This window comes from Roseibium sp. MB-4 (genome assembly GCF_053005265.1).
The window spans coordinates 1,089,308-1,113,858 of the sequence record NZ_JBRKQB010000001.1 but is presented as its reverse complement, the minus strand read 5'-3'; the positions used below and the strand labels follow the sequence as shown (position 1 = coordinate 1,113,858).

Sequence of the window (24,551 nt, the reverse complement as noted above, 5' to 3'; positions counted from 1 at the left end):
CTAACGTAAGTGCGGGTGTATGAGGCGAGTAGTCGTAACAGGGTTGGGCATGGTAACGCCGCTGGGCGGTTCTGCCGATGTCACTTGGAAGAATATCCTGGCAGGAAAAAGCGGGGCCAATAAGGTCACGAACTTCAAAGTGGACGATCTGGCTTGCCAGATTGCTTGCCAAATCCCGCGCGATCCGGCCGAGGAAGGCGCGTTCAATCCTGACGACTGGATGGACGTCAAGGAACAGCGCAAGGTCGATGACTTCATCGTCTACGCGATGGCCGCAGCCGATCAGGCGATTGCTGATTCCGGTTTCAAGGCTGAAACTTACGAACAACAGGTCCGCTCCGGTGTTCTCATAGGTTCCGGTATCGGCGGTTTGCAGGGCATCGAAAAGGGTGCCCACATGCTCGTTGAGAAGGGTCCGCGCAGGATCAGCCCGTTCTTTATCCCTGGCCGCCTGATCAACCTGGCTGGTGGATACGTTTCTATCCGTCATGGGCTCAAAGGTCCGAACCATGCGGTTGTCACGGCTTGCTCTACCGGCGCGCACGCAATTGGTGATGCGTCGCGTCTCATCGCATTTGGTGATGCCGACGTCATGGTTGCCGGCGGGACGGAATCTCCGGTTGGACGTTTGGCCCTGGCCGGCTTTGCTGCTTGCCGGGCACTTTCCTCCGGATTTAACGACGCGCCTGAAAAAGGCTCGCGTCCCTATGACAAGGACCGCGACGGATTCGTCATGGGTGAGGGCGCGGGCATCGTGATCCTCGAAGAATACGAGCACGCGGTAAAACGCGGTGCGAAAATTTATGCCGAAGTCATCGGTTACGGCATGTCCGGCGATGCCTATCACATCACGGCACCGTCCGAAGATGGCGATGGCGCCTACCGCTGCATGGAAGCCGCGCTCAACCGCGCTGGCATCACGGCGGCCGATGTGGATTATGTCAACGCACACGGCACCTCCACGCCGCTTGGGGATGAGATCGAACTGGGCGCCGTAACCCGGCTTGCCGGTGAACACGCATCCAACCTGACCATGTCTTCCACCAAGTCTTCCATCGGTCACCTGTTGGGGGCTGCGGGTGCAGTTGAGGCGATTTTCTCAGTCTTGGCAATTCGCGACGGAATGGCTCCGCCGACGATCAACCTTGACAATCCATCGGTTGAAACCGAAATCGACCTTGTGGCGCACAAGGCGAAACAAATGAACATTGATGTTGCCTTGTCGAACTCTTTCGGCTTCGGTGGAACCAATGCGTCGCTTGTTTTCCGTAAAGTTGCCGCATAACGCAATCACAGTTCATCGGGCCGAAAGCCGATTCGTTCGTTCGGCCCGATTGTTTTACACGTGACTGCAGTTTGACAGGCCCGTGAGATCTTGTCAGGAGGTGCGATAGGCCATGGGCATTAAGCCGAAAAGTCCGCGCGAAGCATTGCAACCAGAGCCGGCTCCAGCGCCTCCGCAACGCTCCCGTCATGTGCGCAACCCAATCGTTATCCTGATCAATATGGTCATATCGCTGGCAGTCTTCGGACTGGCCGCAGTCGGGGGCGCGCTGTATTTCGGCAAGCACAAGTTCGAACAGACCGGACCGCTCGCCGAAGAGACGACCATCATCATTCCGTCAGGTTCCGGTCTGACCGGGATCACCGACCGCCTCGCAGCAAAAGGCGTGATCGACGACACCATGCTTGATGAGTGGGTCTTCCAGCTTGGCACGCGGTTTTACAAGAGTGCGACCAAGCTGAAAGCCGGTGAATACGCATTCGCTCCCGGCGTCTCCATGAAAGACGTCATGACGGATCTGGTCGAAGGCAAAGCCGTAACGCACTCCGTCACGATCCCGGAAGGTTGGACTACCGCTCAAATCATCGAGCGGGTTCGCGAACATCCGATTCTCGTTGGAGAGATCACGGACGTGCCTGCCGAAGGCGCACTTTTGCCTGAAACATATACCTTTGCGCGGGGAGCAACCCGGCAGTCAGTTCTGAACCAGATGCAGGCTGCACAGGACAAACTCCTGGCAGAAATCTGGGAGCGACGAGTAGAAGATCTGCCAGTGGATACACCGGAAGAACTGGTGATCCTGGCGTCCATCGTTGAAAAGGAAACTGCGCTCGCCGACGAGAGGCCCCGGGTCGCCGGGGTCTTTGTCAATCGCTTGAACCAAAACATGCGCCTGCAGTCGGATCCGACGATATTGTACGGCCTTTATGGCGGGGAAGCGTGGCTCAAGGATAGGTCTGCGATCAAGCAGTCAGAAATCGACGCTGAAAACAATTACAACACATACCAAATTGACGGCTTGCCGCCGGGGCCGATCGGCAATCCGGGCCGGGCTGCCATGGAGGCCGTTGCCAATCCGTCCCGGACAAAGGATTTGTTCTTTGTCGCCGACGGGACGGGCGGACACATTTTTGCAGAAACATATGATCAGCACCGCGCCAACGTACGCAAATGGCGTGAGATAGAGCGGCAGCGCCGTCAGGCAGAACAAAACTGACCGCACGCTGACACCTTTTGGGGCACCGTAGATTTAGCGGTCAAAACCGGCAGAGATCCGGAGGGGCATATGGCACTTGCCAGCATGACAGGGTTCGCGCGCGCGCCCGGTGGATCCGGCGTCGTTCGCTGGACATGGGAACTGAGGTCCGTAAACGGAAAATCTCTCGACCTCCGAATTCGCATCCCGACAGGATTGGAAGCCCTTGAGCCAAAGATCCGGGAGCGGTGCAGCAAGGTTCTGCGCCGGGGCAACATCTCCATTGGCTTGTCCATGCAGCGGGATCAGGCCGAAAATCAGCTTCAGGTGAACGAAGCCGCCCTGGAGTCTGTCTTGTCCGCGATCAATTTGCTTGAAACCAGAATTCCAAACGTCGCCCCTCCCACTCTCGATGGCATTTTGGCGCAAAAGGGTGTTTTCGAGCTCAAGGAGCAGGAAGACGATGAGGCGGCGCAGCAAGCTTTGCACAGCGCTCTTTTGACCTCACTTGACGCGGCGCTGATTGATCTTGTCGACATGCGCCATTCTGAAGGCGCGGCGATCGGCAGGGTCGTTCACCAGCAGATCGATACGATTGCGAGTCTGACACAGGCTGCAGAAGACCTGCCGGCACGCCAGCCGGAGGCCATCAAGGCGCGGCTGAAGAAAATGGTCGAGGAGCTCCTTGATGCATCGGAAACAAAGCTCGATCCGCAACGCTTGCATCAAGAAGCTGTGTTCCTGGCGACAAAAGCCGATATCCGGGAAGAGCTCGACCGCCTGCATGCCCACGTGAACGCGGTGAGGGAGCTGCTCGACACCGGCGGCGCTATTGGCCGCCGTCTTGATTTTCTTGCACAAGAATTTAACCGGGAAGCCAATACACTCTGTTCAAAGTCCAATGATGTGGACCTAACGGCAATCGGGCTGGACTTGAAGGCCGTCATAGATCAAATGCGCGAGCAGATACAAAACCTGGAGTGAAACGGTCATGACGGACACGGCAGTTGGAACGCGTGTGAGTGCGGATGAAGCCGAGCAGCAGCGCCGCGGGCTGATGCTTGTATTATCCTCGCCCTCTGGCGCCGGGAAGTCGACCATTGCCCGGCTGTTGCTGGAAAAGGAAAACAACCTCGAACTTTCCATTTCTGTGACGACCCGGCCACGCCGGTCGAGCGAAGTGGACGGGGTGCATTACCACTTCCTCGATCCAAACCGTTTTGAACAAATGCGGGCCCATGACGAGTTGCTGGAATGGGCGGAAGTGCACGGCAATTATTATGCGACGCCGCGCGGGCCCGTTGAAAACGCCATTGAAAACGGCCGGGACATTCTGTTCGATATCGATATCCAGGGCACGTTTCAGCTTTATGAAAAGATGCGTGACGACGTCGTCTCGATCTTCATTCTGCCGCCCTCCATCGCCGAAATGAAATCCCGTCTCTACCGCCGCGCGGAAGACGCGGATGATGTCATTGCAAAGCGTATGAAAACCGCCGTTGGCGAAATGCGGCATTGGTCGAAGTACGACTATGTCGTCGTGAACGACGATCTGGAACGGGCCTACGAAAATGTCCGGGCCATCCTGAAAGCAGAACGCCTCAAGCAGGCAAGGTCGCCAAAAATCGGTTCCTTGATTCAAGGCATGGTTGACGACCTAGAAGTCGAATTGGACCCCAAAGGCTAACCCGACCGCAGTTCCAGCGCGCTCAGAAGCGCAAGGTACCTTAGAGTGCGCCTACCGCGTGAAACGTATTCGCCAGTTTGACAAAACCGGCAATGTCAATTTCTTCGGCGCGGGCAGTTGGTTTAATCCCAGCTTGTTCAATCAAACGTTCTGCATCTGCAGACAGAGACTTGAGACTGGCGCGCAGCATCTTGCGGCGCTGCCCAAATGCAGCTGCAGTCAATTTCTCCAGGCTGGAAAGATCGCAGGGCAGTGGGGCCGGATTGGGGGTGAGATGCACGACCGCGGATGTGACTTTCGGCGGCGGGGTAAACGCTTTCGGGCTGATGTCGAACAAGATACCGCCCTTGCAGCGCCAACCGGCAAGGACCCCGAGCCGGCCATAGGCTTTTGAGCCAGGTGCTGCGGCGATCCGTTCCCCGACTTCCTTTTGAAACATCAAGGTCAGCGATGACCAGAAGGGCGGCCAGTCGGGCGTTGTGATCCAGTTGATCAGCAATTGAGTGCCAACATTATAGGGAAGGTTGGCCGCAATCCGTACTTTCTCACCGCCGGTGACAGCAACCGGATCTATCTCAAGAGCATCACCCTCGATGACTTCAAGGCGTCCCGGGTAATGATCCGCGATCTCGGCCAGTGCCGGAAGGCATCGGCTGTCTTTTTCGATCGCGACAACTTTCTTGGCTCCCGCAGCCAGCAGCGCCCGGGTCAAGCCGCCCGGGCCTGGGCCAATTTCCAGGATCGTGTGATCTTCCAGGCTCCCAGCCGATCGGGCGATCCGGGACGTCAGATTGAGGTCTAATAGGAAGTTCTGTCCGAGTGACTTTTTTGCATTCAGTCCATGAGCCGCGATGACGTCGCGAAGCGGTGGAAGGTCGTCTATTTGGGCCATGCCGCAGTTGGTGTCCTAAAGCGTTTCAGGATGCGCCAGCGCATGCGCCATGCGAATAGCTGCACAAAAGCTCTCGATCCGCGCCATCCCGGTGCCGGCCAGCGTATAGGCTGTGCCGTGGTCAGGAGACGTGCGGATGAAAGGAAGGCCCAACGTGACATTGACACTGTCATCGAAGCCGATGGTTTTAGCAGGCACCAGAACCTGGTCGTGATACATGCCGAGTGCACAGTCATATTTCAGACGGGCTTCCGGGTGAAACATCGTGTCTGCCGGGTGCGGGCCTGAGGCTGCAATTCCCATTGCCTTTAATCGTTCAACAGCCGGCAAGATGACATGCTGATCTTCAGTGCCCAAGGCACCATTCTCGCCCGCATGCGGATTGAGGCCGCACAAAGCGAGGCGCGGATTTTTAAAGCCGAACCGGCTTGTCATATCGTTTGAAACGATTTCTGCTGTCTCGACGATTAAGTCTTCTGTCAAACGCTGAGGGACATTGGAAAGCGGAATATGAATGGTGACCGGTACTACCATCAGATCCGGTCCTGCAATCATCATGACAGGTTTGGACGGCTGGCCGGGCCAAAACCCTTCGGCCAATGCACCCAGAAACTCAGTATGGCCGGGATGTTTGAAACCAGCCTTATAAAGCGCTGCCTTGTTGATCGGATTGGTAACGACACCAATCGCAACACCGTCAAAAACGTCTTGCACACACGCTTCAATCGAGTTGATGACGGAAGCGGCAGCCGCCGGATCCTCTTCGCCTGGCGTGTCGGTTAGGCTGGGTCCCGTTTGAACCACGGGCAGGGCATGAGAAAACCGATCCGAAGCCTGGTCTGGTGAGCAGCTTTCGAAGTGGACCGGAAGTTCGAGTTTTTCAGCCCGTTGACTTAAGAGTTCGACGTCACCCCGTATGTAGAAGGGAGGAAGCCCGAGCTTTTTCCGATTGAACCAAGCCTGCAGTGTCAAGTCCGGGCCAATTCCCGCTGGTTCGCCGAGCGTGATGGCGACAGGTTTTCCTGAACTTCGCATCTTGGAGAGCGGCATATTGGTCAACGATATATGATCGTTGACCGGCGCTTGGCATCCATCAACAAACGACGGGCTTGGCTTTCGCCTTCCTTGGCTCGCAGTTCGTTTTCCAGCTTGGTGCGCATGGCAATGTCGGACTGGATCTCACGTTTCCCGCAAATGGCAATCATTTCAAAGCCGACCGGGGTCGGGTTTGGGTTGGTTAGCTTGCCGGGCCCCAACTTTTTCACCTGATCAATGATGTTCGGCGGAATTTCGGTTTCAAGCCGCCGTCCGATTGGCTGGACAACAACTTCCTTATATTGACCAAGGACGGAGCCCATGTCCTCGCAGCTGGAGACAGCTTTGCGGATCTGAGCGATTTCCCGGCGGCGCTGGGATTTGAAACCGTTGGAGGAGTTTTTCGGAACAACGACGATCACGCGCTGAAGGTCATATTCAATGGACGTGGCCCGGTCTTCTTCATCGGTTTTGCGAAGAGCCGCGATGATATCGGACTCGTCCACATCGACACCGCCGCTGAACCGGGCCCGGACCAGCTTGCCCCAGATGAGCTGCGCTCGCAGGCGTTTCTTCAGGGTCTCTGCTCTGACACCGCCCTGTCCGAGCGCCTGTGTCAGTCTCGCAGGGGTAAGTTTCACGTTCCGGGCGATGTTTGCATAGGCGTTGTCGACTTCACTGTCGCTGACGCTCATGCCCATGCGGGTGGCCTCACCGACCTTGACTTGGTCGTCGATCAGTTCCTGAACGGCTTCACGCCGGGCAACCGAGGCACTTTTCCGCTGAGTGAGCGTAATGAGCCGGGCGCGCTGGGTGATGTCATAGTCGGTTATCGGCACATCGTTGACGATCACCTTGATTGACGCATTGGCAGACGGTGCGATTGGCGCTGCCAAGAGTAGAGCCACGAGTGCGGACAAGATGACGAAGCGATTGCGCATGGAACTTCCGTGAGTTTTGGCCATGTTTGACGACACTGGATAACAAAGTGCACGTCAGAATAAAAGAGAAACCCGATGTTTCACAGCATCTGGTTTATTTGGGGCATTCTGGTGGCATGCCAGTGAAATAATAGCCGTTCTTAAAGCAAAATCACTAGTTGTTAATCGCGTTGCTTTGAATCTGAGTATTTCCGAGTGTTCTCAAGCCAACCCGGAAAAACAAGAGGCGATCGGTCGTGTCGCCATCGTTGCGGCTGCGGTCTTCTGAATAAGACAATGAAAGCGAGAAGCCCTCGTCGTCATAGCCGACGCCGACGCCGTCCTGAACAATGTTGCTGTTCTGAAGATCGTAGCGCATGGAGCCGAACACACGCCAATTCTCCTGCAGCCGCAGGCTGGCTGAGCCGAGCAATTCTTCGCGCGTATCGTCAATGCCAACATTCGGCTGGGCATCAAGGAAGGCGTAGGCGACCGATGAGACCACCGGTCCGTAGATAGCACTGGCTTGAGCTTGCAAACGGTTGATCGAGAAGTCGTCCTTATCGAACCGTGCCTGCGTGCCGAGTTTCACACCGTATTTGGTATCCAGGTACAAGCTGCCGACATAGTCGGACAGATCGGACTCAAGTCCGGAATCTTGTGTCGCGCCAAGAATATCCGGGACCTTGTAGGAGTTCTCGCCAGCGAGATGATAGGACCGGCCGAAAAGGCCGGTTAGATAGTGGCCGCTGTTCAGTTGAAGCTTGTAGTTCAAGCCCACATTGAGGCGGGTGCCGCCTTCAGCGCGGTCGAAACCCGAAAACTTGTCCGTATCAAACAAGGTGGTCGTGTCGAAGACGATGCTCTGTGCGTCCTCGTTCGGCAGTTCGCCGATGCGCTGTTCGTTCGGGCGGGCGATGATCTGAGCGATCGGCTCGAAAATCTGGTTGCCGCCGTTGAAGCTTGCGATGATCGGATAGCTGTATTCCAGACCGATCGCCGGCATGGCACGGCCCACAAAACTCTCACCTGCGAGAGCTGTAACATCCGCATCCGGGGAGGCCAGGAAGAACAGATCGCCCTTCATATACGCGAACGGCGTAAATGTTTGACCAAGTGGGTCGACAAAGGTCCGGCGCCAGGTGCCGTCGACCGACAGACGCGAGAACGTGCCGTCCACTCCGCGGAAGCGGGCATTGGTCCCACCATCAATGGAGAACGCGTCGGTTTCTTCGCGGGTCAACGATGTGAAGTTCGCAGCGAGTGAAAGCTCGCCATCCAACACAGGGTCTGCAAACACGAAATCGTAGTCGACGACCGGCAGCACCAGGGGTTGTTTGCTCTGCAAGTTGCTTCCAACGGGCGAGAAACCATCCGCGTTGAAGTTGCTCGACGTATAATCTGCTTGAGCGATCTGGAAGCCGTAGGTGTTGAAACTGAGAGCGTTGCGCTCAGTCAGGCCCTCGAAGTAGATCCTCGAGGTTTCGTTCCCGCCCCAGCTTGTGAAGGAATAGTCTTCGAAGAAGGCCCGGTCGCTCTTGTAGGTGACATCCCAGCCGAGGTTCCAGGCACCGGTTACATTGAATGTGCCCGTCGTGCGGAAAGCACCGCGCATATCGCTGTCGGCGCGCTGGGTTTTGAACTGGTCAGGATCAAGCTGATAGATGCCACCAGCTGACAGCGAAAAGTCGCCCCGCCGGAACTTCTGACGGAAATCAACGTCGACGAACAGCCCTTGCCGCGTGAGCGGAGTAAATGTTGTCGTTAGATCGCGATGCGGGCTCAAGGCCCAATAGTATGGAATATTCGCCCCGAACCCGAGCTTGTCCGCAATCACCCAGTTCGGGATTAGAAAGCCGGAATGACGCTTGACGGTTGGGTCAGGCATCGACAGGAACGGTGCATAAAGGACCGGCTGTCCGTAGAATTCGAGCGACGGCTGCTCGAACCGGATCACCTTTTCCTGTTTGTCATGGACAATCGTTTTGGAACGGATGCGCCAGAGCGGTGCTTTGCCAGCCGGGCGCGTCGGATTCGTGTAGACGGTGTACACACCATTTTCCACGACTGTAACGTTGCCGTCTTCACGGGTTGCCTGCTCGGCAATCAGCCGCGTTCTGTTCGGCATGTCGATTTGAAGCGAGCGGGCGAAGGCCTGCGCAAAATCTTCCGACATTTGCAACTCTTCGGTCCGAAGAATGTTGCCTTCGGTATCGAGGAAGATGACGTTGCCTGTAGCCGTTAGCTGCTGCGTGCCACGGTTAAAAACGATCTGAGCTGCCTGAACCGTGTTGCCGTCGTAGTAGACCTGCACATCGCCGCGCGCGGTGATGATGTCACGGTCGAAATCGTAAGTGAGGTTGTTGGCCTCAAGGAGAAGATCTTCGTCAACGGAGGGGGCTTCGCTGTTGAAAAAATCAAGGTTCTGTGCGGATGCAGAATGCGGGGCCGTCAATATTCCAGCTGACACGGCAAGAGCGCTGACGGCTGCCAAAAGGCATGCACGTCCGGCCCAAGTCTCTGTGTTCAGAAAAAACGGAAACGTCATGCGCCTTACCCGTCTTCCTGATGCAAGAGAATTGTCAAACCCATAAGTACCCCAAATATTCCTGGCGCCCACGCAGCAACCAACGGAGGCACGATTCCCGCCCCTCCGAAGTCCTTGGCCAGTTCCGTAAGAACGTAAAGCACGAACCCGGACAGGATTCCACCCAGAATCATCCGTCCCAATCCACCAAATCGCGAAACTTTTAGGGAAACCGCCGCTGCGATCAGGATCATTGCAATCAACAACAATGGCCGCGCGAGCAGCGATTGATATTGTAGATTGTAACGATAGGCTGGCAAACCCGCGTTTCTCGCCAGTTCGATAAACCGGGGCAGGTTCCAGAATGATATCGATTCGGGCGACCCGATGCTCTCTCGAACCTCTGTCGCTGTCAGGAACGTACTGATTTGATAGACGCTGTAAGACTGTGGATCGTTTTCAGTGGTGTAGACGATGGCATTGTCGAGATACCAGGTCTCGTTTCCAAGCCGTGCCTGTTCTGCTTCGATCCGCTCACGGAACGTGCCGTCTTCGTCAAAGGTGAAAACCGTGACCCTCAAAAGACGTGTCCCGTTGTCCAGAAGCTGAGAAGCGCGCAGCACAGACTCTCCATCGAGGCCGTCTTGACGGACCCAGACCTCTCCGGAGCTCTGCAACAAGAAGGTCTGATCGGCCCCGAACAATCCGGCAGCAGCTTCCTCTGATTTTTGCTGAAGGTAGACCGCAGCGGGATTGTAGACCGTGATTGAGAACACCCCGAGGAAAAGACCAACCAAAACGGCGGGAGTTGAAAACTGCCAAACCGAAATGCCAGCCGCCCGGGTTACGACCAGTTCCAAGGCGCGGCTGAGTGTGACGAAGGCTGCGATTGCGCCAAACAGAACCGTAAATGGGATGACCTGCTCCAGAAGGAGAGGGACCCGCAGGAGCGATATGTAGGCGACCCGCATCACTGTGAAGCCCTCTCTGTCGCTGCCGCGCCGGACAAGTTCCAGCACATCGAACAGGAAGAGCAGCACCGCGGCGAACAGGAAAAGGCCAAGGATCGCTTTTATAAAGCGGCCGGAGAAGTAGACAGAAAGCGTTCGCCCCAGGATCATGAAGCGCTCCCGGCACGGTTCTTGGTCAATTTTGCGGTGATTGCTTCAACCCAGTCTCCGATCATGAGCTGGAACCGTTGGAGGGCTTGAGACTGTTTGCCCTGGTGCCCGCGGAGGATCGAAACAAGGGCGATGCTACCGCCCAAAACGGGAACCACATACCGCATCGCATAAAGCACAGCGGTATCATTGGAGATTGCCGTGATCCCGAAGCCGGTAGTGCGCAAAAGAACGCAGCAGGTGATCGCGCCCACAATCGCCATGCCGCGCCCCTGCCGGGTCGTCCGTGCAACACCGAGAAAAGCAAAAACAATCAGGGCGAAGGACAAGCAATAGAGCGGCAAACTGAACCGCTCATGAATTTCTGCCCGAAGCCGATCCGGGTGTGTCACAGCAAAATAATCATTTCCGGGCGGGCCAAGGAGGTTTGCAGTGCTTCTCTCGCTCGGCTTGAAGACCGGTTCGCTCGCTTCCGGGATCAGGTTGGACAGATCGAAAGCATAGGACTGAAATCGGACGATCGACATATCGCCGACCTGTTTCGGCCGCCGCTGGATCGTGCCGTTCTGCATCACCAGCAATGTCCGGCCGGCTGCCTCAATTATATTTCCGGTATCAGCCTGATAGGTAAAGGCCGTGTCTGGGTCCCGCGTGTCATGCATCAAAAGACCATCGAGTGTGCCTTTGCCAGACCGGTTTCGGATGTGGAAGGTCAACCCTTCCTCCACGTTGATGAAACGCCCCGGTTTGACGATGTTGGCAACGAGATCTGCCCGCACACGCGTGATTTCCGTGCGAAGCTGGGCAAGGCCGGCGGGCGCCACATAGAGCGAAAAGGCCGAGACCAGCAGCATGATGATTGTGGCAAACACAAGCACGGGCTTGAGCACCAGAAATCTGGATCCACCGCTTGCATCAATCACGATCAGCTCGCTGTCACCGGAGAGCGCGTTCAGTACCAGGATGAGCGCGAGCATGAGCGCAAAGGGCGCGACTGTGACGATCAGAAACGGCAAGGCCAACATGGTGATGCCGATGAACTGGACGATTGTCTGCCCTTTGGACGTCACGAGGTCCAGCTGCCGGAGCGCCTGCGTTGCCCAAACAACCCCCGTCATGGCGGCGAGTGTGAGCGTGAACGCATAGGCGGTGCGCCGAATAATATAGCGTTCCAGCGTGTTCATGGCAGCTGCCGGATACTCCGTACAAATCTCATAAAATTTGACTTTATGTCCAATAACACGGGATGTGGTGAATGGCCCATGAAAGAAGATGGTTAATATACATTAATTTGCAACTGATCTTGCCGAAAACGCTTTAAAACGCCATGATTTAGCAATCTAGGGATATCTCCCGGCCAGGACACAACGCTGTCCTGTTTTACACCCTGATGACTTTGACCGACCTGCAAGGACAAATGATGACCAAGCTGAACAAGATCTCCTTTTCGAAAATCGACGCTCCGTCAAAGGGGATTGTGGTCGCTTTGGCAGGCGAGGCATTGGCAACTGGAGCTGCCACTGCAGGACTCGTCGGTGATTTGACGGGTGGACTTGCGAATGTCGCGGAGATCGGAGGGTTCTCCGGAAAGAAAAAGACCAGCCTCGACCTTGTCGCACCTGGTGGTCTTTCTCTCGATCGGCTGATTGTCTTTGGAACCGGTGCGATGGACGGGCTCACCCGCGATGATTGGCGCGCGTTCGGCGGTGCAGTGTTTGCGGCCCTTAAGTCTGCCAAGGCAGAGGCGGCGACAGTCGTTCTTGAAGCCCCGGAAGGCGAGGAGCTGGATGCGGAGCTTGCAGCTGAATTTGCAATGGGTGCCAAACTGCGCGCTTACGAATTCGATAAGTACAAGTCCAAAAAGGACGACGACAAGGCCAAGAAAACGCTCAAATTGACCCTTCAAGTTGCAGATCCCAAAGCCGCGCGAAAAGCCTGGACAACGGCCGAAGGCATTGCCGATGGGGTGATCTTGGCCCGCGATCTGGTCAACGAACCGGCAAACAATCTTGGCCCGGTCGAATTCGCCGCCAAGGCCTCGGAATTGGAAGCGCTTGGTGTTGAGGTCGAAATCCTCGGCGAAAAAGAGATGAAAAAGCTCAAGATGGCCGGGCTCTTAGGGGTTGCTCAAGGCTCGGTCCGTCCGCCGCGCCTTGCCGTCATGCGCTGGAACGGCGGCAAGAAAGGTGCAGCGCCCGTCGCCTTGGTGGGCAAGGGCGTGGTTTTCGATACCGGCGGGATCTCCATCAAACCGGCTGGCGGTATGGAAGATATGAAGGGCGACATGGGTGGTGCCGCGGCCGTAATTGGGGCCATGCATGCAATTGCTGCCCGCAAGGCCAAGGCAAATGTGGTGGGTGTCATCGGTCTTGTCGAAAACATGCCGGACGGCAACGCACAACGGCCCGGCGACATTGTGACTGCCATGTCTGGAACGACCATCGAAATCCTGAATACGGACGCCGAGGGGCGCCTCGTTCTGGCGGATGCCATGTGGTACACGCAGGAAAAATACAAACCGGCAATCATGATCGACCTTGCAACACTGACCGGTGCGGTCCTGGTTGCACTCGGCAATTTGAATGCGGGACTTTTCTCAAACAATGATGAGCTTGCCGACAAGCTGTTGGATGCGGCCAAGGCCAGTGGCGAGCCGCTTTGGCGTCTGCCGTTGTCGAAGGATTACGACAAGCTCATCGACACACCGAATGCTGACGTGAAAAACACCGGAGGGCGGTGGGCCGGATCTATCACCGCTGCGCAGTTCCTGCAGCGCTTTTCCAACGATGTGCCATGGGCGCATCTGGACATTGCCGGCACAGCATTTGGAGCGCCTAAGGATGACACGTGCCAGAGCTGGGCGTCCGGCTACGGCGTGCGCCTGCTAAACCAGCTGGTGGCCGACCACTACGAGAGCTGATTGAACAGAGCTGAAAACAAAGAAAAACCCGCCGAATTGGCGGGTTTTTCATGGACTGAGAAGTCCGGAAAATCAGCAGGTCTTATAGGCCTGACATGCGGTCGCAGGTTCGACCAGGAAACCCATGCCGACAGTGGCTCCAGCTACACAGGCCACCAATCCGCAAAACACAACTACTCGTGCAAGCATACACAATCCCCATCTCGGCCGGGTCGGGAAACCGCACCCCAGCCATAACGCCAGATCTTGAAAGATCGTCCCCGGCGGTAAGCCTAACGAACGGTTATTTTCGGAAGGTTAATGCAACGACTCGGCTAAGGTGTCCACGGTCGGATTTGTGTGGATGCAATTTGCCGTCCCTCCTGTGGCTGAGCTGCATCACTTATGACCGCCAGCGCATGATAGTGCTGTGCATGGTGACTGATTTGGGTCTTCAAAGAGGTGTTGTTGAAACCTTATGAGCGTTGAAGTTGTCTTTTATCATCTCTTGCACAAGCCGCTGGAGTTGGCCCTGCCGGAACTTCTTCAAAAGTGTCTGGACCGCGACTGGAAAGTGATTGTGCAAACCGGATCACAGGAACGGTGCAATGCGCTCGATGCCCATTTGTGGACCTATCAGGACGACAGCTTCCTGCCGCATGGCACCAAGGCCGATGGATATGCGGAACATCAGCCGATCTATCTGACCTTCGAGCAGGACAATCCGAACGAGGCGGATGTGCGGTTTCTCGTGGACCGGGCCGCACCGCCGGCGCTCGACCCCTACAAACGGGCGATCTACATGTTTGACGGCAATGATCAGGGAGCGGTCGAAGAGGCGCGCATGCGCTGGAAGGAAGCCAAATCCTCCGGGTTTCAGATCGCCTATTGGCAGCAAACGGAAGCGGGCGGCTGGGAGCGCAAGGCATGAGCGACAAGACGGTTCACTCCGACAGTGCATTCATGGCCCGCCGGGATGCGGCGCGGGACCGGATTGACGAACTGACCGGCGCCAAGGGCGGCGCGGCCGATGACCGGCTGGCCTGGTTCCATACGGTCTACCGCGAAGCTGGCGGCGATCCGGCCGCCGTTCCCTGGGCGGATTTGGCGCCCAAGCAGGCGATTGTCGAATGGCTGGCTGAAAATCCGGGGAATGGCGAACGCGCCCTCGATATTGGGTGCGGCCTTGGCGACAATGCCGAAGCTCTTGCAGCGGCGGGCTACAAAACGGAAGCGTTCGATCTGTCAAAAGACGCTATTGTGTGGGCGCAAAAGCGGTTTCCGGACAGTTCTGTTTCCTACCGTGCCGCAGACCTCTTTCAGTTGCCGGACGAGTGGCACGGCGCGTTTGATCTGGTTCAGGAGTGCTATACCATTCAGGCGCTCGATGGCGATTTGCGCACCAACGCGGTTGAGGTCATGGCCGATCTGGTTGCCCCGGGGGGACGGCTCCTTCTGATCAACCGCTGCCAGGAGGAGGACGGCGATGCCAAGGGGCCGCCGTGGCCGATGAAACCATCCGAATGGCGGCGTTTTGAAACGTTCGATCTGACGATGGTCCGGGAAGAGTTTTATGAAATTGAGCGTCCGGGCCGGATCATTCCGCATGTCCGTGCAGTGTTCGAACGAAAAATTTAGGGAGGCGGCATGCCGAAAAACTTGAAAATCTCATCCGCCGAGCTTGTCGCCCAGGCGCGGGCACAAATCGAGGAAATCGACGCAAAGGACGCCATTGCACTTGTCGAAGACCCGCGCGTGCAGTTCGTCGATCTCAGGGACATCCGGGAGCGCAAGCACTCTGGCTATATCCCGAGCAGTTTTCACTGTCCGCGCGGCATGACCGAATTCTGGGTCGATCCGGAAAGTCCTTATTTCAAGGAGATTTTCGGCGAGGACAAGAAGTTCGTTTTCCACTGCGCCGCCGGCTGGCGTTCTGCGCTGACAGTTGCGACCCTGAAAGCCATGGGGTTTGAAGCTGCCCACATCACCGATGGCTTTGCCGACTGGGTCAAACAGGGCGGTCCGGTCGAAAAAGACGATTGAGGGCGGGCGGCCGTCTTCCGCGCCTGAGGCTCGGTCACTCGGCGAGTGAAGTTAAGCACCTGATGGCAAAAACTTTCTGAGGTCATCCCCGCCTTGCGCGGGGATCCACTATACAGTTCTGCGCATACCGAATTTTTATCCGGATGAAGAATACCCACTCGGATTGTGCTCGCTCCGGCGGACACGGGTGCCAATGGATCCCCGCATAAGTCGTGGATGACCGTAGACAATAGGGTACGGCTTTTTCAAAAGCCGCAGCCTGTCAAGCAGCGATTTTCTCCAGCAGTTCCGGCACCTTGCCGATGTGGTCAATCTGGTAAAAACGGTCAGAGGCTTCCGGAACGTCGGCTACTTCGAGCGCCCGTGTCTGGCCAAAAGGCACATGCGTTCCATAAGAGCCCGCGGCGAGCGCCGGCAGCACATCGGATTTCAGCGAGTTGCCGATCATCATGGCCTCTTGCGCCCCTGTGCCGTGGCGCTGGAACAGCGTCTCGTAAGTCTCCGGCGTCTTTTCCGAGACGATCTCCAGAGCGTCGAAATAGCGGTCGAGCCCCGACCCGGTGGCCTTGCGCTCCTGATCGAACAGATCGCCCTTGGTGATCATGATCAACCTGTAACGGCCTTTGACCGCCTTCAGCGTTTCCAGCACATAGGGCAGGGGCGTTGCCGGTTCGCTCAAGATCTCCCGTCCGGCGTCCAGGATCTGCGCCACCACGCTGGCCGGCACCCTGCGGTCGGTGACCTCTATCGCGGTCTCGATCATCGACAGGGTAAAGCTCTTGATGCCGTAGCCATAGTGCAGGATGTTGCGCTTTTCCGCCGCCAAAAGCCTGTCTTTCAGGCCTTGTGGATCGGTGTAATCGGCGAGCAACTCGGCAAACCGGTCTTCCGTCAGCCGGAAGAGGTGCTCGTTGTGCCAGAGCGTGTCATCTGCATCAAACCCCAGCGTGGTGATTTTTTCGCGCACGGTTGTCTCGTCTCATCCCAAAAGCTGCCTGGCAGCAGCCGATCCCATTGCGCGATGATCCTAAGGCAGCGCCGTCAAAATGACGTGTGCCGGGTGAGGAGGATTAGAGGCTTTGCGGCAAGGATTTGTTAGGCATGAGGCTTAGGTTCAAGGGAGGGTGATTAGTCACGCCTGACGTGATCCGGAGCCTAATATGATTGAATGCAATTATACGTAGGCGGATTAGCAAAAACTTATATTCATAATTGCATAAACCGCTGTGAGTGGTCACGTTTCAGGCTGAGGGATTTTGTAACTTGTTGAAGTTGGTTAGTTTGCTGATTGCAGTTCCTGGGTTGGCGGCAATAGGCATTGTTTTTTATGCTTGGGAAATCAAGGAGCCTCGGGACTGGGAGTTGGCATTTCAGGCTTTGGCGTTTTCTTTTTTAATGGCTGTTCTGGGTTACGGATTGAAGTACCTCTCGCGATCCGCGGCGCTGACAAAGACCTCTTCCCGGAAAAAGTATAGCCAACAGCCGCGGAATGGAAAATCAAGAAATCCGAAAAGTAAAATTGATATCAGTGGGTTATCCAATCCAGCCCAAGCGTACAAAACAGGTGCCATTGATTTAACAAATGGGGGGAATGTAGGAGATGCACCAGCCGGGCCAGCTTTCGCTTTAGTAGTCGGTGTGTGTTTGACGCGTAGCGAGGGCGATCCTGGGAAATTCCAATCTCCGCCAGCGTATGAAGACCTCACAAAAGCTGAGAAGGATGCTGTTGCGTTAATCTACACGTGCTTATTCGGCAGTCTGAAGGAAGTGAATGCGGTATTGGAGACCATTATTGGTGCCAAGTTGTTTGAGCCGATGTTTATGTTGTTCTGCGAAGCGGAACAGTATTGGGGGCTGACAAGATCCGTTCCTGATGCGTCGATTCTTCAGCGTGTCATTTCGGAAAACAAAAAGCCTGTTCACGTTTTCAATACGTCCAATTTTCATGGAGCGGGCGGTATCGTTGCATGTGCAATGCAGATCGTCGAAATCATTGTCTCTGAAGGCGGAATGCCAAGTGTTGAAGAGAGCAAAACCACTAACACTGAAATCAAGTCAACTGAACCGGTAACACTACTGCGCGCGTCCAGATTTGATGGGTCTTCGTGGGAAGAGGCGCGGAGCTGGTTTGGTGGATTGCCGCGCTTGGGTAATCAAGCCTGGCCACGAACGGGTAAAACAAAAACTCCAATGGCCTTTTTGACGCAGATTGATCTTGCTCATTTCAGAGAAATTGGCGGGTCGGATTTGTTACCAGCTGACGGGTGGTTGGCATTTTTCCTGGATGGCGACGGGCGTGAATGTTCTGTGCTGCATATTGAAGGTGCCGATTTGCCTGCGCGAACGCCGCCACCCCCAGATGCAATACGAGACTGGCATTGGTTTGGGCGGCATGGTGTCGCAACTGATTTCTTATATGGTCCTCCCACGAAATTTGAACTGCCATATTTTTCTATTGATCTGATAAAAGCTGGACTGTGTCCCAATTCAGATATTCAGACTGCGATTGCGTCCATAAATATGCATGCTCCGCTTCAGTCGAATGGTCCTTCCAAAACTCTTGTTAATGAAGCCACAAGCGAAACAGCGATTTTTTTTGGTCACACGGTTCAGCATTTCGCAGCAGTTCTGCGGATTGCTGCCGAGAGAGCGGGCGATCTAGTAAAGAAAAAGACTGAGTATGTTAGCGAAGAACAAAGAATTGAGCTCGAGCAAGCAGAACCGAGGTTCATCAGTCTGTGCCGGGAAATTGACCTCTGGTCGAAGGCAATACCGCTCTATTCAATATTGACTACCGAAGATGTCGAACGTCTCAAAGAGTATTTTATAAAGCTTCAAGCAAACGAGTTTGATGCCTTCATGCAAGGTAATCGACTTCTGAAGGGTGACCTTTTGCTGTCAACCTACTTCGCATTTTATGCGTCTTCAGACGACGTATTTAGGCTGCTTCCCAAGACAATTCAGAGCGAACTATCGGAAAATCGTCGTCTTCCTGCGGGGTACTGGCACCAGATGTTTGGTGCTGGATTTGATATTCAAGGCAATGCGTCATTCGAACATGCAAACGATCATATGCTCCTGCAGCTTTGTTACGATGACATAATGGGCTGGCGATTTGGTGATGTTGGAGTGTTTCAGTTCTGGATTTCGCCGAAGAACCTCAAAAAGAGACGTTGGGACAAAGTCTCAGTGACGTTCGAAGGTCACTGAGACAATTGAAGCAGTAGAAACCTCATCCCGCCTCTTCAAACTCGGCTGACAGCTCCAGCCAGTCTTCTTCCGTTTTGACCAATTTCTTTTCGCAAAAGGCGCGTTCCTTGGCGAATTTGGCGGCGCGCTCCGGGTCGGTCTGGAAGAACTCCGGATCGGCAAGCATGTCGTCGATCTTGGAGATCTTTTCTTGCAGGCGGGCCATTTCCTTTTCCGCCGCATCGATCTTTTGTTTCAGCGGTTTCAACTGGCTGCGTTTTTGGGCAGCTTCCCGGCGTTTTTCCTGGGCGCTGGCCGCGTCGGCCTCGGCCGTCGCCTTGTCGCGCGCCTTTTGTGCCGCTTCGGGGCCTTGCAGGATCAGCCGCTTGTAATCCTCCATGTCACCGTCATAGGGCTCGACCTTGCCGCCCGCCACCAGCCACAACCGGTCGGCGCAAGCTTCGACCAGATGGCGGTCGTGGCTGATGAGAACGACCGCGCCCTGATACTCGTTCAAGGCCATGACCAGCGCTTCGCGGCTGTCGATGTCGAGGTGGTTGGTCGGCTCATCGAGAATGAGGAGATGCGGACCGTCGAAGGTTGCAAGCCCAAGCAACAGCCGGGCCTTTTCACCACCCGAAAGATCCTTTGCCGGTGTTTCCTGCCGGTCGGTCGGCAGACCAAAGCGGGCAACGCGGGCGCGGACCTTGGCTTCCGGCGCGTCCGGCATCAGGGCGCGCACATGGGCCACAGCGCTTTCTTCCGGGCGCAATTCATCGAGCTGATGCTGGGCGAAAAACGCAATCTTCAGCTTGGTTGCCTTGGTGATTTCCCCGTCCATGGCGACGAGCCGGTTGGAAATCAGCTTGGCGAAGGTCGACTTGCCGTTGCCGTTGGCACCCAGCAGAGCGATCCGGTCATCAGTGTCGATGTTCAGCGTCACCCGGGACAGGATCTTGGTGTCTCCGTATCCGGTCGAGACACCTTCCAGCTTGATGATCGGCGGGGCGAGACGTCCTTCCGGATCCGGGAAATGGATCGGCTTGGAGCTTTCTTCCGTCAGCGCCGCGATCGGCTCCATCCTTTCCAGCATTTTCAGACGGGCCTGTGCCTGGCGGGCTTTGGAGGCCTTGTAGCGAAAGCGGTCAACAAACGCCTGCATGTGCTTGCGCTGAGCGTCCTGCTTTTCCTTCGCTTTTTCTTGAAGGATCATCGCTTCACGCCGCTGCCGGTCAAAGCTGTCATAGCCGCCGGAGTAATAAGTCATCTTGCCCCGGTCGAGATGGACGATGCTGTCCACGGCCTTGTTCAGGAGATCCCGGTCGTGAGAGATCAGCAGCACCTGGTGCGGATAGCGCGCGACATAGTTTTCCAGCCAAAGCGTGCCTTCCAGATCCAGATAGTTGGTCGGCTCGTCAAGCAGCAGCAAATCGGGCTCGGAGAACAGAACCGCTGCGAGCGCCACCCGCATGCGCCAGCCGCCGGAAAAGGCCGAGCAGGGACGCTGCTGGGCGGCGGCGTCAAAGCCGAGACCGGACAAAATGGCGCCGGCCCGCGCTTCGGCCGTATGCGCACCGATGTCGGCAAGCCGGGTATGGATTTCTGCGATCTTCTCCGGATCGGTCTCAGTCTCTGCCTCGGCTAACAGTTTGGTGCGTTCCGTGTCGGCGGCGAGCACCACTTCCATCAAGGTGTGTTCCGTCCCCGGGGCTTCCTGGGCCACCTGACCGATGCGGGCGCGTTTCGGGATCTGGACAGAGCCGGTTTCCGACGAAAGGTCCCCGGTGATGATCTTGAAAAGCGTCGATTTGCCAGCCCCGTTCCGGCCGACAAGGCCGGTCTTGGCCTTGGCGGGCAGGGTTACGCTGGCTTTGTCGATCAGGAGACGGTCCCCGATCCGGTAGGTAAGATCCGATATTTGCAACATGGGCCGGATCAATGGCCGAGCAGCGCAGCGGATGCAAGTGGAAAGCGGATGAGGAGGGTCTGCAGGCTGCAACCTGTGGCAAAGCTGCAAGACCGGCGGTGGTTGAGAGCGAATTGCTTCCTAATTGTCGTACTTCAGATCGGTGAGATAAAGCTCGGCCAGCCCGCCGAGAAACTCATGGCACAAGATCACTTCCCGCGTGTTCGGGTCCCAAAAGGCATTTTCGACCCCGCAGCTCGCCGCACGGAAGGTGACACGTTCTGGCAAATCATAAAATGTGTCGATTTCATCGGCGACCTGTTCCAGAATTTCCGCTTCCCGAAGGAACAAGGCCACGCTTTCCAGACCCTTGGGGGCCGGGTCGTGCACAATTGTGATCCGGCCGGCCGGTGTATCGCCATCGCGGAGATAGGGATCGGTGACGGCCTCCCAGGAGGCGGCCGTTTGCTCATAATCGAAGGCGCAGGTCTCGATGCGCTCCTCCGGGAGATCAAGATCACGGGCAAGATCAAGGAATGCGTCTTCATCCGCGCCGACCATCAGGCACAAGATCCGGTAGCCGCGTTGTTCATCGAGATCATGTTCGCCGTAAAAGACAAGATCGTCGCTGCCGAGTGAGGCAACCAGGAACCAGCCGATCATCGCATTGATCAGCAGAAGATCCGTCTCGTCATCGTCAGCAGCCAGCATAGACAAGGTCGCGAGATTGTCGACGGCGTCTTCTTCCTGGCCAAGGACCGGGATGTTGAGTTCGGAAACCAGCATATGCCCGGCTTCGTGATAGGCCGCAAAGAGCGCATTGCCGCCGACAAACACCAAGAGGTCTTCCAGATCTTCTGAAGGCAGTTCTGCCAGCCGTGTATCCTGGGTGGAGAAGCTGTTGGCGTGGACCCCAGTGGTTGGCGCGACAGCTGCAATGCCGCTAAGCAAAACCAATCCCGCTGTTGCGCGGCGCGCCCAAAGCCAAGGACGAAAACGGGGCAGAAATTGGCGCATTTTGCGAACCTTGTTTGGGCAGACACGATTGAGATTTCACCAGATTAGGCGGCAATCCAACTGATGGCCAGCGGGCAAAAGGCGCAGTCAAACGGTCATCGACATGAAAATGTCATGCCATGTCCCCCTTGCGGGCAGGGCAAGGCCCCGTTATTAAGGCCGCGAAATTTCAAAAAGATGCAGGATACGGCGGTGTTGCCGGTCCTTTCCTCAAAATCGAGAAAGACAAGACTATGGCGATTGAACGCACGTTTTCCATGATCAAGCCGGACGCAACCAAGCGCAACTTGACCGGTGCCATCATCAAGAAGTTCGAAGATGCCGGCCTGCGCGTTGTTGCCTCCAAGCGCGTTTGGATGTCCATCCGCGAAGCAGAAGCGTTCTACGCTGTTCACAAGGAGCGTCCGTTCTTCGGCGAACTGACTGAATTCATGTCTTCCGGCCCGACTGTTGTTCAGGTTCTGGAAGGTGAAAACGCTATCGCGAAGAACCGTGAAGTCATGGGCGCAACCAACCCGGCAGATGCTGACGAAGGCACCATCCGCAAGGAATTCGCGCTGTCCATCGGCGAAAACTCTGTTCACGGCTCCGATGCTCCGGAAACAGCTGCAGAAGAAATCGCTTTCTGGTTCTCCGGCACCGAGCTGGTCGGCTAATTTTTCTTTAGCTGGTTGAATATGAAAGGGCTGGCCGCGAATAGTGGCCGGCCCTTTTTGTGTTTGTGAAACCTCTTGCCACTCCTTCCGCGCTGCCCCGGGCTTGATCCGGGGCTGGACTTGAATGCCGGTGACAGCTCTAGGCTCTAGGCTCTAGGCTCTAGGCTCTAGGCCGGGACGGCAAGGAGTGGGATCGGACTCACAAGCGGTTAGTCCATTCTGTGAAGTCATCCCCGCCCCGCGAAGCGGAAATGTGCGGGGATCCAATTCCCTGTGCGATGTGCTGAAGGCACCGAATGGGTGAAGCCGAGCTGCAAAGGATGAGGTCCAGCCCATAGGCTCTGGCAGCGAGTAGATCCCCGCACTGGGGCGGGGATGACGCTGTGCGAATGATCTGAGCTCATTGAGACATCCGAGGCGTGTTGCAGACGGCAGATGCCGGGAACATCCGGTGTTTTGACAATCCTATTGAGTAACCCTTAAAGGTTGTGCAGTAGGGTTTTTACATTGTTGTTGTTCAAAGGTGGCGTTGCGTGCGCGTGTTGTCCCGTATTGTTTTTCTTGCCTTTCTGGCACCGCTTCTGCTCGCCGCTTGCGTTCAAGACGATCCTCGCTATCCGGTCTATTACAGCTACCGGGTTGACGTGAAAGTCGATGGCGTGCCGGTCACCATCCAACGGGTGATCAAGTGTACCGGAACGCTTGTCAGCGGCTCGACCGTTGCACCCAGCGTCACATCCGGAGGGACTTATAGAAATCCTCCACTTATGGGCGCTTATGTGAACGATACGGGCGAGGCCGTCTATACGCCTGTCGTGCATGCCTGCCGCTGGGCGTCCTCTACGGCGGAAGAGCGCGAAGAAGACGCGAAGAAACTGCGCCGGTCCCTCGATCGGCCATTCACCGATCAACACGACTCTCTGCCACCAGACTCCATCCTGCCCGTGCTCTGGGTCAATGACGATCAAACGCTCGATCAGATGGAATACTACGTCAGCGAGCGGACCTTGTCCGGGGTCGACAGCCACGTGGAGTTCGTCAAGGCCCATCCGCCGGAGATCGCCGACGAACAGGCGTTTCGAGCTTCTGAAGTCCGTGCCGCAACCGAAAGCCCGGACCTGACGCCGTTCATTTATCCGCGTGACCAGGGAGCAGCGCGCGAGCTCAAGCTTTACAAGGAGCGTGGGCACGCGCCCGGAAAAAGGGTTCGAGCGCAATGCCATGCCGCCTGGCACATTCCGAGGGACGAGTGGTCGAAGGTGCCGGGCATGGAGGCGTGGACTGCCTCGCTGCCAGCCAAGGGGGTGGGGTACAGGCTTCCTGTAGAACTGTTGCCTCCCTACCATGACACTGTCCGAGGACCATCGCACGACGTCCGCCTGATGCCGGTCAGCCCAGTGAGCGATTACAAACGCAAGGTATCCGGCCGGTTTGCAACCGTCGATCAGATCCATCCGGTGATCCCGACCGACGAGGGTGCCTATGTCGACCTGAGCCGCTTCGGGTTCTTCGGCTGCAACCATGACGTCCAGTTTCCGGATCGGGTATCCGCGCGCGGGGGGGGGCGATTTTTAAAGGATCTGCCGCCCAACGGTGGCTTTTCGTTCAGTCTCCAAGGAGATCAATTCGGGGCCGTGTTTTTCGATCTCCCCGTCTTTGTTCCCGAACTCGATTCAGTTTTCCGATTCCGAACGCTGTCGGTGGGCGGATCTATCGATGAGCCTGTTGTCAAAGGGTGGAAAGAATGACCACCATACAAGTTGGCTGGCCATTGCCTGCGTACCCTCGTGCGGCCTTTCCCATTCGGCGCTCGCCCGCGGGTCACCCGTGGTGCAGCGAAAAAGAAACCCGGGGCCGAGGAGTTGCCGATGCGTTTCCGGTCCCGGCGTAAGGCCGGGACGGCGGAGGCGTAAAAAGTGCCACCGTTACATTCCGTTACACTTCCATACCGGTTTGGGACAGCATCTGCTTGACGATGCAGCCATATTGAGTGTGTCTTGGGCTTTGGGTCTGTAGACATTTGGGTTTCGGTCTTGGCGCGTGTTGAATTCCGGCCCTCGAGTAGAAGGAAAGCCTGCGGTGGTGCCCGCACACCACAAGGACTTTTCGACGCCCGCGAGGCCGAAATTCACCGCGTCCGGAGCGGATTTGGCTCAAAGGGCTCATTTCGGCGTCGCAA

General features: G+C 56.3%; 20 protein-coding genes. 11 read left to right on the top strand and 9 right to left on the bottom strand.

From position 1 onward, the window contains the following. Window positions 1-19: 19 nt before the first annotated feature. The 4 genes from fabF (at window position 20) to gmk (ending at window position 4,167) form a co-directional block, all read left to right on the top strand. Window positions 20-1,285, top strand: coding sequence for a beta-ketoacyl-ACP synthase II (gene fabF / locus ACVDG4_RS05205; protein ID WP_447234260.1), 1,266 nt, complete (start codon window positions 20-22; stop codon window positions 1,283-1,285). Between the two features lie 112 nt (window positions 1,286-1,397). Further along, complete coding sequence (gene mltG, locus ACVDG4_RS05200) at window positions 1,398-2,501, top strand: endolytic transglycosylase MltG (RefSeq protein WP_447234259.1); 1,104 nt, start codon at window positions 1,398-1,400, stop codon at window positions 2,499-2,501. A 69-nt stretch (window positions 2,502-2,570) separates the two neighbouring features. After that, the gene (locus ACVDG4_RS05195; RefSeq protein ID WP_447234258.1) at window positions 2,571-3,464 is read left to right on the top strand and encodes a YicC/YloC family endoribonuclease; all 894 of its coding nucleotides are present in this window, start codon (window positions 2,571-2,573) and stop codon (window positions 3,462-3,464) included. Window positions 3,465-3,471: 7 nt separating this feature from the next. Next, window positions 3,472-4,167: a guanylate kinase gene (gene gmk / locus ACVDG4_RS05190; protein WP_447234257.1), complete on the top strand. Its 696-nt coding sequence runs from the start codon at window positions 3,472-3,474 to the stop codon at window positions 4,165-4,167. 40 nt (window positions 4,168-4,207) lie between these two features. On the opposite strand, the gene rsmA is transcribed toward gmk, so the two are convergent. From rsmA to lptF, 6 genes are all read right to left on the bottom strand, one after another. Beyond that, window positions 4,208-5,059 carry a 16S rRNA (adenine(1518)-N(6)/adenine(1519)-N(6))-dimethyltransferase RsmA gene (rsmA, locus tag ACVDG4_RS05185; RefSeq protein ID WP_447234256.1) on the bottom strand — a complete coding sequence of 284 codons (852 nt, stop codon included), beginning with the start codon at window positions 5,057-5,059 and terminating at the stop codon, window positions 4,208-4,210. Between the two features lie 15 nt (window positions 5,060-5,074). Further along, window positions 5,075-6,109 carry a 4-hydroxythreonine-4-phosphate dehydrogenase PdxA gene (gene pdxA / locus ACVDG4_RS05180; RefSeq protein ID WP_447235086.1) on the bottom strand — a complete coding sequence of 345 codons (1,035 nt, stop codon included), beginning with the start codon at window positions 6,107-6,109 and terminating at the stop codon, window positions 5,075-5,077. Between the two features lie 5 nt (window positions 6,110-6,114). Then, entirely contained in the window at window positions 6,115-7,035 is a 921-nt protein-coding gene (locus tag ACVDG4_RS05175; protein WP_447234255.1) for a SurA N-terminal domain-containing protein, read from the bottom strand. Between the two features lie 154 nt (window positions 7,036-7,189). Then, window positions 7,190-9,562 carry an LPS-assembly protein LptD gene (locus ACVDG4_RS05170; RefSeq protein WP_447234254.1) on the bottom strand — a complete coding sequence of 791 codons (2,373 nt, stop codon included), beginning with the start codon at window positions 9,560-9,562 and terminating at the stop codon, window positions 7,190-7,192. Window positions 9,563-9,567: 5 nt separating this feature from the next. Further along, window positions 9,568-10,662 carry an LPS export ABC transporter permease LptG gene (lptG, locus tag ACVDG4_RS05165; RefSeq protein WP_133950320.1) on the bottom strand — a complete coding sequence of 365 codons (1,095 nt, stop codon included), beginning with the start codon at window positions 10,660-10,662 and terminating at the stop codon, window positions 9,568-9,570. Beyond that, window positions 10,659-11,846: an LPS export ABC transporter permease LptF gene (lptF, locus tag ACVDG4_RS05160; RefSeq protein WP_447234253.1), complete on the bottom strand. Its 1,188-nt coding sequence runs from the start codon at window positions 11,844-11,846 to the stop codon at window positions 10,659-10,661. The genes lptG and lptF overlap by 4 nt, the downstream gene beginning before the upstream one ends. A gap of 236 nt (window positions 11,847-12,082) precedes the next feature. Here lptF and ACVDG4_RS05155 point away from each other — a divergent pair, with 236 nt between their 5' ends. The 4 genes from ACVDG4_RS05155 (at window position 12,083) to ACVDG4_RS05140 (ending at window position 15,604) form a co-directional block, all read left to right on the top strand. After that, the gene (locus tag ACVDG4_RS05155; RefSeq protein WP_447235085.1) at window positions 12,083-13,582 is read left to right on the top strand and encodes a leucyl aminopeptidase; all 1,500 of its coding nucleotides are present in this window, start codon (window positions 12,083-12,085) and stop codon (window positions 13,580-13,582) included. Between the two features lie 457 nt (window positions 13,583-14,039). After that, the gene (locus tag ACVDG4_RS05150) at window positions 14,040-14,492 is read left to right on the top strand and encodes a DNA polymerase III subunit chi (RefSeq protein WP_447234252.1); all 453 of its coding nucleotides are present in this window, start codon (window positions 14,040-14,042) and stop codon (window positions 14,490-14,492) included. After that, window positions 14,489-15,199 (top strand): class I SAM-dependent methyltransferase, encoded by a 711-nt coding sequence (locus ACVDG4_RS05145; RefSeq protein WP_447234251.1) that lies wholly within the window; start codon window positions 14,489-14,491, stop codon window positions 15,197-15,199. Before ACVDG4_RS05150 ends, ACVDG4_RS05145 begins: the two co-directional genes overlap by 4 nt. Before the next feature lie 9 nt (window positions 15,200-15,208). Beyond that, a complete protein-coding gene (locus ACVDG4_RS05140) occupies window positions 15,209-15,604 on the top strand; it encodes a rhodanese-like domain-containing protein (RefSeq protein WP_447234250.1) in 396 nt (131 codons plus the stop codon). Between the two features lie 262 nt (window positions 15,605-15,866). Here the strand turns inward: ACVDG4_RS05140 and ACVDG4_RS05135 are convergent, their stop codons facing one another. After that, window positions 15,867-16,571: an HAD family hydrolase gene (locus ACVDG4_RS05135; RefSeq protein WP_447234249.1), complete on the bottom strand. Its 705-nt coding sequence runs from the start codon at window positions 16,569-16,571 to the stop codon at window positions 15,867-15,869. A gap of 296 nt (window positions 16,572-16,867) precedes the next feature. Here ACVDG4_RS05135 and ACVDG4_RS05130 point away from each other — a divergent pair, with 296 nt between their 5' ends. Next, complete coding sequence (locus ACVDG4_RS05130) at window positions 16,868-18,814, top strand: DUF1963 domain-containing protein (protein WP_447234248.1); 1,947 nt, start codon at window positions 16,868-16,870, stop codon at window positions 18,812-18,814. A gap of 22 nt (window positions 18,815-18,836) precedes the next feature. Here the strand turns inward: ACVDG4_RS05130 and ACVDG4_RS05125 are convergent, their stop codons facing one another. Continuing rightward, window positions 18,837-20,720 (bottom strand): ABC-F family ATP-binding cassette domain-containing protein, encoded by a 1,884-nt coding sequence (locus ACVDG4_RS05125; RefSeq protein ID WP_447234247.1) that lies wholly within the window; start codon window positions 20,718-20,720, stop codon window positions 18,837-18,839. Between the two features lie 120 nt (window positions 20,721-20,840). Next, window positions 20,841-21,716, bottom strand: a complete 876-nt coding sequence (locus ACVDG4_RS05120; protein ID WP_447234246.1) for a DUF4344 domain-containing metallopeptidase — start codon at window positions 21,714-21,716, stop codon at window positions 20,841-20,843. A 233-nt stretch (window positions 21,717-21,949) separates the two neighbouring features. On the opposite strand from ACVDG4_RS05120, the gene ndk reads away from it, so the two are divergent. Both ndk and ACVDG4_RS05110 read left to right on the top strand, forming a co-directional pair. Further along, the gene (gene ndk / locus ACVDG4_RS05115) at window positions 21,950-22,372 is read left to right on the top strand and encodes a nucleoside-diphosphate kinase (RefSeq protein WP_133950293.1); all 423 of its coding nucleotides are present in this window, start codon (window positions 21,950-21,952) and stop codon (window positions 22,370-22,372) included. A gap of 533 nt (window positions 22,373-22,905) precedes the next feature. Then, window positions 22,906-24,120: a hypothetical protein gene (locus ACVDG4_RS05110; protein ID WP_447234245.1), complete on the top strand. Its 1,215-nt coding sequence runs from the start codon at window positions 22,906-22,908 to the stop codon at window positions 24,118-24,120. The last annotated feature ends 431 nt before the right edge of the window (window positions 24,121-24,551 follow it).